The organism is Mesorhizobium sp. M0001, from assembly GCF_040324255.1.
In the GTDB taxonomy this organism is placed as follows: domain Bacteria; phylum Pseudomonadota; class Alphaproteobacteria; order Rhizobiales; family Rhizobiaceae; genus Mesorhizobium.
Window position 1 is genome coordinate 50630 of the sequence record NZ_JAMYVS010000019.1, and the last position, 14704, is coordinate 65333.

A 14704-nucleotide genomic window follows, 5' to 3' on the forward strand; every position below is an offset into this window, starting at 1 on the left:
TCTCTACTTCGTACCTCGAAACCCCTCGCTGTCGATTGTGCCTCAGCCTTTCGCCGTGCGCTTGGTCTTTTTGGGATCGTCGAAGGGCAGAGGCTGCGCCGTCGCCCTGATCGAACCGCTCTTGTTGCGGATCTCGAGCTTGGTGTCCTTGACCGCGCAGTCGACGTCGAGGCGGGCGATGCCCATCGATTTCTCGACCAGCGGCGAATACATGGCGCAGGTGACCACGCCCACCTTTTTGCCGTCGCGATAGACCGGCGCGCCCTCATCCGCGGGTTGCTTGCCGTCGAGCAGCACGCCGTAGATCTTGAAGCGCTCCTTGCCCTTGAGGCGGTAATGCTCTTCGGCGCCGCGAAAGCCGGTCTTGCCGGGGCTGACGGTGAAGTCGAGGCCGAGCTCCCACAGCGTGTCGCCGGGGCCTTCGTTCTCGAACGGATATTTCTGCGAGTTGTCATAGGGATAAAACAGCAAATAACTTTCGACGCGCAGCATATCGAGCGTGGTGAAGCGGCACGGAATGATGCCGGCGCTCTTGCCCTCGTCGAGGATCCTGTCCCAGATCGTGCCGGCGTCCTGGCCGCGGCAGAATATCTCGTAGCCGCGCTCGCCGGTATAGCCGGTGCGCGAGATCATGACGGGAAAGCCGAACAGCTGCGTCTGCATATGATGGAAATAGTTGAGGTCGCGAATGCCCGGCACATGCTTTGAGAGATAGTCGACCGCGGTCGGTCCCTGCAGCGACAGGTCGTGCAGATTGTCGTCGAAGCGCAGCGATACGTCGCGGCCGACGGAAGCGCGCTGCAATTCCTCATGGCCGGTGCCGGAGCCGTGCACCACCATCCAGGCGTTCGGCCCGGTGCGGTAGAGGATGCAGTCGTCGGTGAATTTTCCGGCCTCGTTCAGCATGCAGGCATAGGCCGACTTGCCGGGATAGATCTTCTCCACGTCGCGCGTCGTTGCCAGGTCGATGAGGTGTGAGGCGTGCGGCCCGGTGATGTGAACCTTCTTCAGGCCCGACACATCCATCAGCCCGGCCCTGGTGCGGATGGCGGTGTATTCCTCGTCGGCGTCCTTGTCGTAGGTCCAGGCGGTGCCCATGCCGCTCCAGTCTTCGAGCTTCGAGCCTAACGCGCGATGGCGATCCGCCAGGGTCGAAAATCTCCAGGATGCCGTCATCCGCAAATCCTCCGTTCGAAAATTCTATTGTGTTCCCGGCTCCCTGCGCGAGGCGGGAGCATTTGGTCGAATATTGATCGCAAACGTCCTGATGCCGCAATACCCGGAAGCAAATAATTTCATTGTCAGGCAAAATTCGCGGCTGGGGACAAACGGTTAACCCAACGTAAAATCGGCTTGACAATTGCTGGATTCGGCCCGAATTTATGAAAAAAATTTCACTCTGTTGAAAGAGGGCAGCGGGCGGCCAATTCGGGGTCGGGCGCTGGAAAAGGGGAAACCGATGTCAGACCTGCAGCAGCGCATCGAAGCGCTGTACCGTTCCGACCTGCGCGGATCCGCGCTCCTGATCATCTGCCTTTGGGCGACGATCCTCTTCGTGCTTGTCATGACATGGCCCTACATCCCGGACACCGGGATCAAGATCGTCGTCGCTATCGCTGCCGCCGCCGTGCTGATCTTCAATACGGCCGCCATCCTGGCGATGGTCAATCACTACAAGGAAGACAAGGACTTCATCTACGGTCTCGACATCAAGAACGCCGACGCGGCCCGCAACCGCAAGTCCTGAAAACAGAACGTCCTGAGGGGTAGAAGTCATGTCGCGCTACACGCCGCCGGAACAAGGCAAGGCCGGGCAGATTTTCGATATCGTGGTCGTCGTGGTCGCCATTTTCGTGGCGCTGTGGCTGCCATTGAAACTCGGCCTGGCGGGTGCGGCGAAATCCATCGACGCGCTCGATGCCAAAACCTGGGAAGCGTTGGGACAGAACCCGACCATGGCCTCGATCTGGGAAAAGCTCGGCTATACGCCGGAGACCGCGCACGACATCATCCAGAACCGCTTCCACTACATCATCGACTGGCCGACGCTGATCATCATGGCGGCGGTGCTGATCGGCTATTTCGTCTTCCTGTTCCGCGCCTCCGACCGCGAATATCGCGACGTCATCAACGAAAAGTTCGACGACAAGTAACGCCAGAGATTTTGGGGAAGCACGCTCATGTGGGTCGCACTCTCTTACGCATCGTGGGGCATCTCGGTCGTGCTTGCGCTGTGGATGCTCTACGACTGGTTCAAGATCGACACGACCTATTCCGAGGAGGTGCTGACTTCCTCGCGCGAAGGCGAGCTTGAAGCCGCTTCCGAAAAACACCGGATCTGAGTGGGGATTGAACAATGACGATCACGCTTGAACCGGCAATACACGGCGACAGGGTTTCACTGCTACGCGTGCTCGGCCCGGCCCATGTCTGGGCGCTTGGCGTCGGCATCGTGCTGGTCGGCGAATTCACCGGCTGGAATTTCTCGGCCGACAAGGGCGGCGCACTGGCGGCGCTGATCGTCTGCTGGGTGGTCGGGCTCTTGTACACTTCGGTCGCCATGATCGACTCCGAGGTGACATCGACGGTTGCCGCCGCCGGCGGCCAATACGCGCAGGCCAAGCACATTGTCGGGCCGCTGATGGCCTTCAACGTCGCGCTGTTCCTGGTCTTTGCCTACACCATGCTGGAGGTTTCGGACGCCATCCTGCTCGGCGACACCATCGTCGCCAAGGCCGGCGTCGAAGGGCTCACCCACAACTCCTTCATTGCCGCCACCATCGTCGTGCTGGCATGGCTGAACTATCGCGGCGTGCTGATGACGCTCAACGTCAACTTCGTCATCACGGCGATAGCCTATGTCTCGATCGTTATCCTGTTCTTCTCGGTCAGCCCCTGGACGCAGGGTGCTGTGCTGAAGCTCAACGAACTGGTCACCCCCGGCAATGCGCTGCCCTATGGCTGGATCGGCGTCATCGCGGCCTTCCAGTTCGGCATCTGGTACTATCTCGGCATCGAAGGCACCACGCAGGCCGCCGAGGAAGTGCGCTCGCCGGCGCGTTCGCTGCCTTACGGCACCATGGCCGGCATGATCACGCTTTTGATCGCCGCCGCCATGACCTGGTATGTCTGCGCCTCGCTGATGCCCTGGGAGTACCTCGGTATCACCTATTATCCCTTGTGGGACGCCGGCAAGCTGACCGGCAGCCCGCTGCTGGAAAACCTGTTGTTCGTCGCCACGCTGCTCGCGGCACTGGCGTCGGCCAATGGCTGTATCAACGATGCGGCCCGCGCGTGGTTCTCGCTTGGACGCGACCGCTATCTGCCGACATGGTTCTCGGCCGTGCACCCGAAATACCGCACGCCCTATCGCTCGATCCTGTTCCTGTTGCCGATCGCGCTCGCCTTCGCCTTCATCGCCGACCTCAACCAGGCGATCACCTTCTCAATCCTGTCGGGCGTGCTGCAATACACCTTCATGAGCATAAACATCATGATGTTCCGCAAAAAGTGGCCGCTGGGCACGATCCGCCGCGGCTATACGCACCCGTTCCACCCGATCCCGGCGATCGTGCTGTTTTGCCTCTGCGTGGTGACCTTCTTTGCGATCTTCCTCGGCTACGGCACGCAGCTGATCGCCATGGTCGCCTTCTACTTCCTGATCTCGCTGTGGTTCCACTTCTACCGTTACCGCTATGTGCGCCGCGGCGACCAGTTCACCATGCCGTGGCCGAAGCCGCAGGGCTATTGACAGGAGAGGGCCTGCCGGTCTGGGCGGGCATGGCGTGACGAGGTGTCTGACGTGACGACAGCATTGCTGGCCGGGGCGGTCGCCGTGGCTCTCGTCCTGCACCTCGCCTGGCATACGCGCGCCAGCCGCAAAAAGGCCAAGGCTGATCTTGCAGCCGAGGCAGCCAGCATCCAGACCGTCATCACAGATGCCGTTGATGTCTCCGATGGCACAGCCGGCGTTGTCACCTGGGCCGGCACATGGAACGGACAGCGCGTGCAGCTGCGCACCATCGTCGACACGCTGGCAACGCGAAAGCTGCCGGCGCGATGGTTGAGTGTCACGATCACAGAGCCGGTTGCGGTGCCGGCGACCTTCGACATGATGATGCGGCCGGGCTCGCCGACGACCTTCTCCAATTTCGATCATCTTCAGCATACGCTGCCGAAGGCTCCGGGATTTCCGGCTGAAGCCGTGCTGCGAACCGACCTCAGGGCGGCGCGCTTTCCGCAGAACCTGATCGCCAGCCATCTCGACATCTTTGCCGAAGGCCGCGCCAAGGAACTCTTGATCACCCCGAACGGCGTGCGCATCGTCTGGCTGCTGGCCGAGGCCGAGCGGGCGCGCTACGGCGTGTTCCGGCAGGCCGCATTCGGCGGCGCAAGGCTGGATCCAACGCTGGTCGAGAGACTGCTGACCTCGGCCTCAGTGCTGCGCGATGCCATCAACCGACAGGAAAGGCAGGTCGCATGAGCGCACCCGCACCGACAAACCCGTATCTGGTGCTCGGCGCTGCCATCGTCTTACCGGCCAGCGGCCACGTCATTCTGGGCGTGCCCGTGCGCGGCCTGCAGTTCCTGTTCTTCATGGTGATCCTCGCCTGGGTGACGGCCAAGATCGCGCCGGCCGATGCCAGCTTCGTCGGCCGCCACGCCGGCGGCTTCCTGATCTATGCGCTGTCGATCCTCGATGCCTACAGAATAGCCCGCATCCGCACCGCCACATGGATTCACAGCGCCCGCGACGGCGGCGATAGTTCACAAGGCCGCATCGAGCCGGATACGTAACTACAGGAATATTTTTTTCATACGATTGAATTCGCACGACGCATTCGATACATCATCGTCTAGTGGTAACGTCGGGAGGCTGACATGTGTGGAATCGTCGGACTTTTTCTGAAAGACAAGTCGCTTGAGCCGCAGCTCGGCTCGATGCTGTCGCAGATGCTGATATCGCTCAGCGATCGCGGCCCCGACAGCGCCGGCATCGCCATCTATGGCGCGCCTTCCAGGAATGAAGCCAAGATCACCATCCAGTCCGCGAAGCCCGAGCGCGATTTCCGCGGCCTCGACGCCGAACTCGCGAAGGCCATCGGCGCGCCGGTGAGCATAGCGGTGAAGTCCACCCATGCAGTGTTGAGAACCGCGCCCGACAAGGTCGATGCCGCGCGCGAAGCGCTGCAGTCAATCCGCCCCGACGTGCGCATCATGGGCGCCGGCGAAGCGGTGGAAATCTACAAGGAAGTCGGTCTGCCGGAAGCGGTCGTCGACCGCTTCGACGTCCGCTCGATGACCGGCACGCATGGCATCGGCCATACCCGCATGGCGACGGAATCGGCCGTCACAACGATGGGCGCGCATCCGTTCTCGACCGGCGCCGACCAGTGCCTGGTGCACAATGGCTCACTGTCCAACCACAATAATATGCGGCGTGAGCTGGTGCGGGAGGGCATGAAATTCGAGACCGAGAACGACACCGAGGTCGCCGCCGCCTATCTCTCGTCGCAGATGGCGCATGGCAAGAACCTCGGCGAGGCGCTGGAAGGCACGCTGTCCGACCTCGACGGCTTCTTCACCTTCGTCGTCGGCACCAAGAACGGTTTCGGCGTGGTGCGCGATCCGATCGCCTGCAAGCCCGCCGTCATGGCCGAGACCGAACAGTATGTCGCCTTCGGCTCGGAATATCGGGCGCTGACCAAACTGCCCGGCATAGACAATGCGAGGGTCTGGGAACCGGAACCCGCAACCGTCTATTTCTGGGAGCATTGAGCTCATGCCGGCAACCAAACTTTCGAAGGCGGCGCAAGACCAGGCGTCCCGGGTCTTCGATCTCGACGTGTCGTCGCTGCGTGAACTGAACCAGGCGCTGCACAATCTGACGCCCGGCTCCAACGAAACGGCGTGGGAAGTGCTGCACCCGAAGGGCAGCCATTCGGTTGCCGTCGGCGTCGACCAGCCTGTCAGCATCGATGTGCGCGGCAGCGTCGGCTACTACTGCGCCGGGATGAATGACGGCGCTGCCATCACCGTGCACGGCTCGGCCGGGCCTGGCGTCGGCGAAAACATGATGTCGGGCTCGATCGTCATCAAGGGCGACGCCAGCCAGTATGCCGGCGCCACCGGCAAGGGCGGGCTGCTCGTCATCGAGGGCAACGCCTCGTCGCGCTGCGGCATCTCGATGAAGGGCATCGACATCGTCGTGCACGGCAATATCGGCCACATGTCGGCCTTCATGGCGCAGTCCGGCAATCTGGTGGTGCTGGGCGATGCCGGCGACGCACTTGGCGATTCCATCTACGAAGCGCGGCTGTTCGTGCGCGGCAAGGTCGAAAGCCTGGGCGCCGACTGCATCGCCAAGGAGATGCGGCCCGAGCATATCGAACTGCTGCAGGGACTGCTCGACCGCGCCGGCGTCACCGGCGTCAAGCCGTCGGAATTCAAGCGCTACGGCTCGGCGCGCACGCTCTACAATTTCAATATCGACAACGCCGACGCGTATTGAGGCAGCATGACCTACAAGAACCCGCCGACGACGCCGCGCAAATCCGCGACCTTCGACGACTACACGCTTTCCGAAATCCGCCGCGCCGCGGCGACCGGCATCTATGACATCAGGGGCGCCGGGGCCAAGCGCAAGCTGCCGCATTTCGATGACCTGCTGTTCCTCGGCGCGTCGATTTCGCGCTACCCGCTGGAAGGCTATCGCGAACGTTGCGACACCAGCGTCGTGCTCGGCTCGCGTTACGCCAGGAAGCCGATCGAGCTGAAGATCCCGATCACCATTGCAGGCATGAGCTTCGGTTCGCTGTCCGGCCCGGCCAAGGAAGCGCTCGGCCGTGGCGCGACCCTGTCCGGGACGTCGACCACCACGGGCGACGGCGGCATGACCGAGGAAGAGCGCGGCCATTCCAAGCAACTGGTCTATCAATATCTGCCGTCGCGCTACGGCATGAACCCCAGGGATTTGCGCCGCGCCGACGCCATCGAAGTGGTCGTCGGCCAAGGCGCCAAGCCCGGCGGTGGCGGCATGCTGCTGGGACAAAAGATTTCCGACCGCGTCGCTGAGATGCGTACGCTGCCGAAGGGCATCGACCAGCGCTCGGCCTCGCGCCATCCCGACTGGACCGGGCCGGACGATCTCGAGATCAAGATCCTCGAACTGCGCGAGATCACCGACTGGGAAAAGCCGATCTACGTCAAGGTCGGCGGCGCCCGCCCCTATTACGACACAGCACTTGCGGTGAAGGCCGGCGCCGATGTCGTCGTCGTCGACGGCATGCAGGGCGGCACGGCGGCCACCCAGGAAGTATTCATCGAAAATGTCGGCCAGCCGACGCTTGCCTGCATCAGGCCGGCGGTGCAGGCGCTGCAGGATCTCGGCATGCACCGCAAGGTGCAGCTGATCGTGTCGGGCGGCATCCGCAATGGCGCCGACGTCGCCAAGGCGCTGGCGCTCGGCGTCGACGCGGTGTCGATCGGCACGGCAGCGCTCGTCGCGCTCGGCGACAACGACCCGCGCTGGGAGGCCGAATACAATGCGCTCGGCACCACCGCCGGCGCCTATGACGACTGGCACGAGGGTCGCGACCCCGCGGGCATCACCACGCAGGACCCCGAACTGATGAAGCGGGTCGATCCGATCGCCGCCGGACGGCGGCTGGCGAACTACCTCAAGGTGATAACGCTGGAGGCGCAGACCATTGCGCGTGCCTGCGGCAAGAACAGCCTGCACAATCTCGAGCCCGAGGATCTCGTAGCCCTCACCATCGAAGCCGCCGCCATGGCTGGCGTGCCGCTGGCCGGCACCAACTGGATACCGGGGAAAAACGGCTTCTAAAAAACACATCAAAATAAGCGAGGAACTATAATGGGGAACGATCTCGCCGCATTCGCCAAAGAGAACGGCGTCAAATATTTCATGATTTCCTACACCGACCTGTTCGGCGGCCAGCGCGCCAAGCTGGTGCCGGCGCAGGCGATCGCCGACATGCAGAAGGACGGCGCCGGCTTCGCCGGTTTCGCCACCTGGCTCGACCTCACGCCGGCGCATCCTGATATGCTGGCGGTGCCGGATCCGGATTCGGTGATCCAGCTGCCGTGGAAGCCCGATGTCGCCTGGGTCGCCGCCAACTGCATCATGGACGACAAGGAAGTCGAGCAGGCGCCGCGCAACACGCTGCGCCGGCTGATCGCGGAAGCCGCCACTGACGGCATGCATGTCAAGACTGGCGTCGAGGCAGAGTTCTTCCTGATCTCGCCGGACGGCAGCGTCATCTCCGACAAATACGACACGGCTTCAAAACCCTGCTACGACCAGCAAGCGGTGATGCGCCGCTACGATGTCATCGCCGAGATTTGCGACCACATGTTGGCGCTGGGCTGGAGCCCCTACCAGAACGACCATGAGGACGCCAACGGCCAGTTCGAGATGAACTGGGCTTTCGACGATGTGCTCGCCACCGCCGACAAGCACTCCTTCTTCAAGTTCATGGTCAAGTCGGTGGCCGAGAAACACGGCCTGCGCGCGACCTTCATGCCAAAGCCTTTCCAGGGCCTGACCGGCAATGGCTGCCACGCCCATATTTCGGTCTGGGACAAGGCCGGCAGGGTCAACGTCTTTGCCGATAACGCGATGGAACTCGGCCTGTCGGCCAAGGGCAAGAATTTCCTCGGCGGCATCATGAAACATGCCTCGGCGCTGGCCGCCATCACCAACCCGACGGTGAACTCCTACAAACGCATCAACGCGCCGCGCACCATTTCGGGCGCCACCTGGGCGCCGAACACGGTGACCTGGACCGGAAACAACCGCACTCACATGGTGCGCGTGCCCGGCCCCGGCCGCTTCGAGCTGCGGTTGCCGGACGGCGCCGCAAACCCTTATCTGCTGCAGGCCGTCATCATTGCCGCCGGTCTCGACGGCATCCGCTCCAAGGCCGATCCCGGCAAGCGCTACGACATCGACATGTACCAGAACGGTCACACTGTGAAGGGCGCGCCGAAGCTGCCGCTCAACCTGCTCGACGCGCTTCGCGAATACGACAAGGACAAATCGCTCAAGGCGGCGCTGGGTGAGGAATTCTCGTCGGCTTATCTAAAGCTGAAGCAACAGGAATGGAATTCCTATGCTTCGCACTTCACGCAATGGGAGCGCGACCACACGCTGGACATATAATCGTCCTAGCGGTGCGAGCGACCTCGGAATGACCTGATGAAATATTCGATCTTCTCGCTCGCCCGTGCTGCCCTTTCCGGCCACAAGAACTGGCAGCGCACCTGGCGCGATGCGGCGCCCAAGGACCACTACGATGTTGTGATCATCGGCGGCGGCGGCCATGGGCTCGCCACCGCCTGGTTCCTCGCCAGCGAGTTCGGCATCAGAAACGTCGCCGTGCTGGAAAAGGGCTGGATCGGCTCCGGCAATGCCGGCCGCAACACCACCATCATCCGTTCCAATTACGGCCTGCCCGGCAATACCGGCTTCTACGAGCTTTCGATGAAGCTTTGGGAGCGGATGGAGCAGGACCTCAACTATAACGCCATGGTCAGCCAGCGCGGCGTCCTCAACCTCTATCATTCCGATGCGCAGCGCGACGCTTATGCGCGGCGCGGCAACACCATGCGCATCAATGGCATCGATGCCGAACTGCTCGACCAGGCGGCGCTGAAGAAGATGCTGCCGTTCCTGAATTTCGACCATGCGCGCTTTCCCGTGCAGGGCGGCCTCCTGCAGCGCCGCGGCGGCACCGCGCGGCATGACGCGGTGGTCTGGGGCTATGCCCATGCGGCGAGCGAACTCGGCGTCGACATCATCCAGAACTGCGAGGTCACCGGCTTTGTCCGGGACGGCAACGGCAAGGTGACTGGCGTCGAGACGTCGCGCGGCAAGATCGGCGCCGGCAAGGTCGGCATGGCAGTCGCCGGGTCATCGTCGCGTGTCGCAGCGATGGCGGGCATGCGCCTGCCGATCGAAAGCCATGTGCTGCAAGCTTTCGTCTCGGAGGCGATCAAGCCGCTCATCCCCGGCGTCATGACCTTCGGCGCCGGGCATTTCTATGTCAGCCAGTCGGACAAGGGCGGGCTGGTCTTCGGCGGCGACATCGATGGCTACAATTCCTACGCCCAGCGCGGCAATTTGCCTGTCATGGAAGATGTCTGCGAAGGCGGCATGGCGCTGATCCCGATGATCGGCCGCGTGCGGCTTCTGCGCCAGTGGGGCGGTATCATGGACATGTCGATGGATGGCTCGCCGATCATCGACAAGACACCGGTCGACGGGCTCTACCTCAACGCCGGCTGGTGTTATGGCGGCTTCAAGGCGACGCCCGGTTCCGGCTTCGTCTTTGCCCATCTTCTGGCGCGTGACGAAACGCACAAGGAGGCGGCGCTGTTTCGGCTCGACCGCTTCCAGCGCGGCGCCATGATCGACGAAAAGGGCCAAGGCGCCCAACCGAACCTGCATTGAGGCGGCCGGAACAAGATGCGTATCACCTGTCCTTTCTGCGGCGAACGCGAACTCGGCGAGTTCAGCTATCTCGGCGATGCCAAGCCTGTACGGCCGGCGGCGGATGCCGGCGAAGATGCCGTCTACGACTATGTCTATCTGCGCGACAACATCGCCGGCGTGATGGCAGAGAACTGGTATCACGGCGGTGGCTGCCGGGCCTGGCTGAAGGTCACCCGCAACACGCTGACGCACGAGATCTCGGCGGTGGAACCGGCGGCGGGGGCTGGTGCGAGCCAGGTGGAGACATGAGCTATTCTGTCGAGACCACAGCCGTCGCGAAAAGCGCCAGCCCCCTACCTCCCCCTTGTGGGGAGGTCGGACCGCAGGTCCGGGTGGGGGTCGGTGCCGCACCCCCACCCCGCTGCTGCGCAGCGACCCCCCCCACAAGGGGGAGGGTGAAGAGCGCGACGGTCCCGCCTGGCATTGGATCGATGAGAGGCCGGCCATCGTGAGTTCCAGCCAATCCCATCGTCTCTCATCCGGCGGTCTCATCGACCGTTCCACCCCCCTCACCTTCCGCTTCGACGGCACGACATTTTCCGGCTTCCAGGGCGACACGCTGGCGTCGGCGCTGGTCGCCAATGGCGTCAAGCTGGTCGGCCGCTCGTTCAAATACCATCGTCCGCGCGGCATTCTGACTGCGGGCTCGGAAGAACCCAACGCGCTGGTCGAACTGCGCACCGGCGCACGGCGCGAGGCCAACACCAAGGCCACGACGGCCGAACTCTATGAAGGCCTCGAAGCGGCCAGCCAGAACCGCTGGCCGTCGCTGCGCCACGATGTGATGTCGGTGAACCAGCTGTTCGCACCGATCTTCGTCGCCGGCTTCTACTACAAAACCTTCATGTGGCCGGCAAAATTCTGGGAAATGGTCTACGAGCCGGCGATCCGACGCGCCGCGGGTCTGGGTCGCGCGGCGGTCACCCCCGATCCGGATCACTACGACAAGGCCTGGGCGCATTGCGATGTGGTGATCGCCGGCTCTGGTCCGGCCGGTCTCGCCGCCGCACTCGCTGCAGGCCGCAGCGGTGCGCGCGTCATCCTGTGCGAAGAAGATTTTGCGCCCGGCGGCCGTCTGTTGTCGGATGGCGGCACGATCGACGGTCTGCCGGCCGCGGAGTGGCTGTCGCGCACACTGGCCGAGCTCAGCTCGATGCCGGATGTCCGCATCATGACCCGCACGACCCTGTTCGGCGTCTATGACGGCGGTACCTATGGCGCGATCGAGCGGGTCAACGATCATCTGCCGGTACCGCCCGAGCATCAGGTGCGCCAGCGCCTGTGGCGCATCGTGGCCAAGCGCTGCGTCGTCGCCGCCGGCGCGATTGAGCGTCCCATCGTCTTTGCCGGCAATGACACGCCCGGCGTGATGATGGCGTCCGCCATCCGCACCTACGTCACACGTTATGCGGCGACGCCGGCAAAGCGGATCGCGCTGTTCACCAACAATGAGGATGGCTGGCGCACGGTCGAGACGGCACTCGGCGCCGGGCTGCAGATCGCGGCGGTGATCGACACGCGGCCTGACGTCTCGCCTGCCCATCGTTCTCTCGCTTCCAGGAACGGCTTCACCGTGCTGCATGGTTCGGTCAGCGGCGTCGACGGCGGCAAGGACGGCGTAAGAAAAATAGCGGTGTCGCTGACCGGCGGCGCGCGCGCCGAGGTCGAGGCCGACGGGCTTGCCGTTTCCGGCGGCTGGAATCCGGCGGTCGGGCTCACCTCTTACCATCGCGGCCGGCCGAAATGGCGAGACGACATCGCCGCCTTCGTGCCGGACGGCGCGCCGCCCGGTATGGTCGCCGCAGGTGCGGCTAACGGCGACTTCGGGCTAGGCGCCTGCCTGCGCGCAGGTTTCGAGGCCGGCGCCGCAGCGGCGCGGGACGCGGGACGCAATGGCAATCCGGGCTCTGCAGCTGTTGCCGGCGACGAGTCCTTCTCACTGACCCCGCTCTGGCACGTCGCCGGCAAAGGCAAGGCCTTTGTAGACCAGCAGCATGACGTCACCGCGTCCGACATCGAGTTGGCGCAGCGCGAGGGTTTTGAATCGGTCGAGCATCTGAAGCGCTACACCACGCTCGGCATGGCGACCGACCAGGGCAAGACATCCAACGTCGCCGGCCTCGCCATCATGGCGGCGGTGACGGGCAAATCCATTCCCGAGACGGGCACGACCATCTATCGCCCGCCCTACGTGCCGGTCGCCATCGGCGCTTTTGCCGGCCACCATCGCGACGAAAATTTCCATGCGACGCGGCTGACGCCGTCGCATCACTGGGCGGCCGAACAAGGCGCGATCTTTGTCGACACCGGCCTGTGGAAGCGCGCGCAATGGTATCCGCGCGCCGGCGAGAAAGACTGGCTGGAATCGGTCACCCGCGAGGTCAAGGCGGTGCGCGGCGGCGTCGGCTTCTGCGATGTGTCGACGCTGGGCAAGATCGATGTGCACGGCCCCGATGCCGGCGCCTTCCTCGACCGCGTCTACATCAACACCTTCTCAAACCTTGCCGTGGGAAAAGCCCGCTACGGGCTGATGCTGCGCGAGGACGGCCTCGTCTATGATGACGGCACGACCTCGCGGCTGGCCGATGACCATTATTTCCTCACCACGACCACGGCGAAGGCCGGGCTGGTGATGCAGCATCTCGAATTCTGCCGGCAGGTGCTATTCCCCGAACTCGACGTGCAACTCACCTCGGTCTCCGACCAGTGGGCGCAATTCTCGATTGCCGGGCCAAGGACGCGAGACCTGTTGAAGGAAATCGTCGACCCTGCCGAGGACCTTTCGAACGAAGGTTTTCCATTCATGGGCGTGCGCGAAGTCGCTTTGCGCGGCGGCATCAAGGCGCGGCTGTTCCGCATCTCCTTCTCCGGCGAGATGGCGTTCGAGATTTCGGTGCCGGCGCGTTACGGTGAAGCGATGGCACGCAATTTGATGCTGGCGGGAAAACCGTTCGGCGTGACGCCGTATGGCACAGAAGCCCTCGGCGTCATGCGCGTTGAAAAGGGCCATGTCGCCGGACCGGAACTGAGCGGCACGACGACCGCCGCCGATCTCGGCCTCGGCAAGATGATGTCGACCAAGAAGGATTTCATCGGTCGCGTCATGGCCGGCCGCGAGGCGCTGGTGGCGCCGGACCGGCAGGTCGTGGTCGGCATCAAGCCGATCGACAAGGCGCGCCGCCTGCGCTCCGGCGCGCACATCATCCCGAAGGGCCAGACGCCCGGGCCTGATAACGACCAAGGCTACGTCACCTCGGTCTGCTTCTCGCCGACGCTCGACCAGTGGATCGGTCTCGGCCTTGTCGAGCGCGGCCGCGAACGCATCGGCGAGATCGTCCACGCGCATGATCCGCTGCGCGGTGAAGACTATGATGTCGAGCTCTGCAATCCCGTCTTCTACGATCCCGATGGAGGGCGCCAGCGTGGCTGATTTTTCCTGGGATGTTCGTAGCCCGCTCGAGCGCGCGCTCGCTCCTGGCGCTTACGGCCCGCAAGGCGATGCCGGTGTGTCGCTGACCGAGATCCGCAATTTCGACCTCGTCCAGGTGATGGCACGGCGCGGCAAGGCGGGTGATTTGGCCAAGGCCGCGAACGCTCGTTTCGGCGTCGCGGCTCCGGAAACGCCGAAGGCGGTTGGCACCGCGGATGCGACGCTGATCTGGTCGGGACCGGATCAGTTTTTTGTCCTGTCGAAGGGTGGCAGGACTGAGGTGCTCGCTCAGACCTTTGCATCTTCCGCTTCGCTATCCGACCAATCGCATGCACGCGTGCTGATCAGCATCTGCGGCCCCAAGGCGCGCGCCATGCTGGCGAAACTGTCGTCGATTGATTTGCATCCCGATGCGTTTCCGGTTGGCGCTGCTGCCGCGACCTCGATGGATCACACCAGCGTCACGCTCTGGCGTGGTGGTGACAAGGCGGATGGGCAGGCGGTGTTCAACCTCCTGATGTTTGCGACGTTTGCCGAAAGTCTGTGGCACACGATGTTGGATTCGGCTGCGGAGTATGGTGTGGCTATCGGGCATTCCGAGGAGCTTTAGCTCGATAGTTTCAGATGTTGGCGCCGCCCCTCATCGCCCTGCCGGTGTCCAGCCGATAGATGGGTAACACTTTGAACCGGATACATAGGTGACACTTCTCTCCCCCTATGCGTCCGCCGCAGCGCCAAGCGGATTGGTTGGCGCGGCG

The 14704-nt window shown here is 63.4% G+C and carries 15 protein-coding genes; 14 read left to right on the plus strand and 1 reads right to left on the minus strand.

Annotated features, from left to right (window positions below; genetic code table 11):
• Positions 1-42: 42 nt before the first annotated feature.
• The gene (locus tag NKK50_RS29030; protein ID WP_023668543.1) at positions 43-1176 is read right to left on the minus strand and encodes an aminomethyl transferase family protein; all 1134 of its coding nucleotides are present in this window, start codon (positions 1174-1176) and stop codon (positions 43-45) included.
• A 283-nt stretch (positions 1177-1459) separates the two neighbouring features.
• On the opposite strand from NKK50_RS29030, the gene NKK50_RS29035 reads away from it, so the two are divergent.
• The 14 genes from NKK50_RS29035 to NKK50_RS29100 all read left to right on the plus strand — a co-directional run bounded on the left by NKK50_RS29035 (position 1460) and on the right by NKK50_RS29100 (position 14556).
• Positions 1460-1747: a hypothetical protein gene (locus NKK50_RS29035; protein WP_023668544.1), complete on the plus strand. Its 288-nt coding sequence runs from the start codon at positions 1460-1462 to the stop codon at positions 1745-1747.
• A 28-nt stretch (positions 1748-1775) separates the two neighbouring features.
• A complete protein-coding gene (locus NKK50_RS29040) occupies positions 1776-2153 on the plus strand; it encodes a hypothetical protein (RefSeq protein WP_023668545.1) in 378 nt (125 codons plus the stop codon).
• Between the two features lie 27 nt (positions 2154-2180).
• Positions 2181-2342 (plus strand): hypothetical protein, encoded by a 162-nt coding sequence (locus NKK50_RS29045; protein WP_023668546.1) that lies wholly within the window; start codon positions 2181-2183, stop codon positions 2340-2342.
• A gap of 14 nt (positions 2343-2356) precedes the next feature.
• Positions 2357-3751 carry an APC family permease gene (locus NKK50_RS29050; protein WP_023668547.1) on the plus strand — a complete coding sequence of 465 codons (1395 nt, stop codon included), beginning with the start codon at positions 2357-2359 and terminating at the stop codon, positions 3749-3751.
• A 42-nt stretch (positions 3752-3793) separates the two neighbouring features.
• Positions 3794-4483, plus strand: a complete 690-nt coding sequence (locus NKK50_RS29055) for a hypothetical protein (protein WP_023687063.1) — start codon at positions 3794-3796, stop codon at positions 4481-4483.
• On the plus strand, positions 4480-4797 hold the full coding sequence (locus NKK50_RS29060; RefSeq protein ID WP_023668549.1) for a hypothetical protein: 318 nt from the start codon (positions 4480-4482) through the stop codon (positions 4795-4797). Before NKK50_RS29055 ends, NKK50_RS29060 begins: the two co-directional genes overlap by 4 nt.
• Positions 4798-4881: 84 nt before the next feature.
• Positions 4882-5778, plus strand: a complete 897-nt coding sequence (locus NKK50_RS29065) for a class II glutamine amidotransferase (protein ID WP_352544254.1) — start codon at positions 4882-4884, stop codon at positions 5776-5778.
• Between the two features lie 4 nt (positions 5779-5782).
• On the plus strand, positions 5783-6511 hold the full coding sequence (locus tag NKK50_RS29070; protein WP_023668551.1) for a GltB/FmdC/FwdC-like GXGXG domain-containing protein: 729 nt from the start codon (positions 5783-5785) through the stop codon (positions 6509-6511).
• 6 nt (positions 6512-6517) lie between these two features.
• Positions 6518-7846: an FMN-binding glutamate synthase family protein gene (locus NKK50_RS29075; RefSeq protein WP_352544255.1), complete on the plus strand. Its 1329-nt coding sequence runs from the start codon at positions 6518-6520 to the stop codon at positions 7844-7846.
• A gap of 30 nt (positions 7847-7876) precedes the next feature.
• Positions 7877-9184 (plus strand): type III glutamate--ammonia ligase, encoded by a 1308-nt coding sequence (gene glnT / locus NKK50_RS29080; RefSeq protein WP_352544256.1) that lies wholly within the window; start codon positions 7877-7879, stop codon positions 9182-9184.
• Between the two features lie 36 nt (positions 9185-9220).
• Positions 9221-10474 (plus strand): sarcosine oxidase subunit beta family protein, encoded by a 1254-nt coding sequence (locus NKK50_RS29085; protein WP_023668554.1) that lies wholly within the window; start codon positions 9221-9223, stop codon positions 10472-10474.
• Positions 10475-10489: 15 nt separating this feature from the next.
• On the plus strand, positions 10490-10765 hold the full coding sequence (locus NKK50_RS29090; RefSeq protein WP_023684437.1) for a sarcosine oxidase subunit delta: 276 nt from the start codon (positions 10490-10492) through the stop codon (positions 10763-10765).
• 199 nt (positions 10766-10964) lie between these two features.
• Positions 10965-13946: a sarcosine oxidase subunit alpha gene (locus NKK50_RS29095; protein ID WP_352544257.1), complete on the plus strand. Its 2982-nt coding sequence runs from the start codon at positions 10965-10967 to the stop codon at positions 13944-13946.
• Positions 13924-14556 carry a sarcosine oxidase subunit gamma gene (locus tag NKK50_RS29100; RefSeq protein ID WP_352544258.1) on the plus strand — a complete coding sequence of 211 codons (633 nt, stop codon included), beginning with the start codon at positions 13924-13926 and terminating at the stop codon, positions 14554-14556. The genes NKK50_RS29095 and NKK50_RS29100 overlap by 23 nt, the downstream gene beginning before the upstream one ends.
• The last annotated feature ends 148 nt before the right edge of the window (positions 14557-14704 follow it).

Excerpts from the sequence above, each read along its gene's own strand:
- NKK50_RS29030 (WP_023668543.1), bottom strand. The coding sequence starts at position 1,176 with ATGACGGCATCCTGGAGATTTTCGACCCTGGCGGATCGCCATCGCGCG.
- NKK50_RS29035 (WP_023668544.1), top strand. The coding sequence starts at position 1,460 with ATGTCAGACCTGCAGCAGCGCATCGAAGCGCTGTACCGTTCCGACCTG.
- NKK50_RS29040 (WP_023668545.1), top strand. The coding sequence starts at position 1,776 with ATGTCGCGCTACACGCCGCCGGAACAAGGCAAGGCCGGGCAGATTTTC.
- NKK50_RS29045 (WP_023668546.1), top strand. The coding sequence starts at position 2,181 with ATGTGGGTCGCACTCTCTTACGCATCGTGGGGCATCTCGGTCGTGCTT.
- NKK50_RS29050 (WP_023668547.1), top strand. The coding sequence starts at position 2,357 with ATGACGATCACGCTTGAACCGGCAATACACGGCGACAGGGTTTCACTG.
- NKK50_RS29060 (WP_023668549.1), top strand. The coding sequence starts at position 4,480 with ATGAGCGCACCCGCACCGACAAACCCGTATCTGGTGCTCGGCGCTGCC.
- NKK50_RS29065 (WP_352544254.1), top strand. The coding sequence starts at position 4,882 with ATGTGTGGAATCGTCGGACTTTTTCTGAAAGACAAGTCGCTTGAGCCG.
- NKK50_RS29070 (WP_023668551.1), top strand. The coding sequence starts at position 5,783 with ATGCCGGCAACCAAACTTTCGAAGGCGGCGCAAGACCAGGCGTCCCGG.
- NKK50_RS29075 (WP_352544255.1), top strand. The coding sequence starts at position 6,518 with ATGACCTACAAGAACCCGCCGACGACGCCGCGCAAATCCGCGACCTTC.
- glnT (WP_352544256.1), top strand. The coding sequence starts at position 7,877 with ATGGGGAACGATCTCGCCGCATTCGCCAAAGAGAACGGCGTCAAATAT.
- NKK50_RS29085 (WP_023668554.1), top strand. The coding sequence starts at position 9,221 with ATGAAATATTCGATCTTCTCGCTCGCCCGTGCTGCCCTTTCCGGCCAC.
- NKK50_RS29090 (WP_023684437.1), top strand. The coding sequence starts at position 10,490 with ATGCGTATCACCTGTCCTTTCTGCGGCGAACGCGAACTCGGCGAGTTC.
- NKK50_RS29100 (WP_352544258.1), top strand. The coding sequence starts at position 13,924 with ATGGAGGGCGCCAGCGTGGCTGATTTTTCCTGGGATGTTCGTAGCCCG.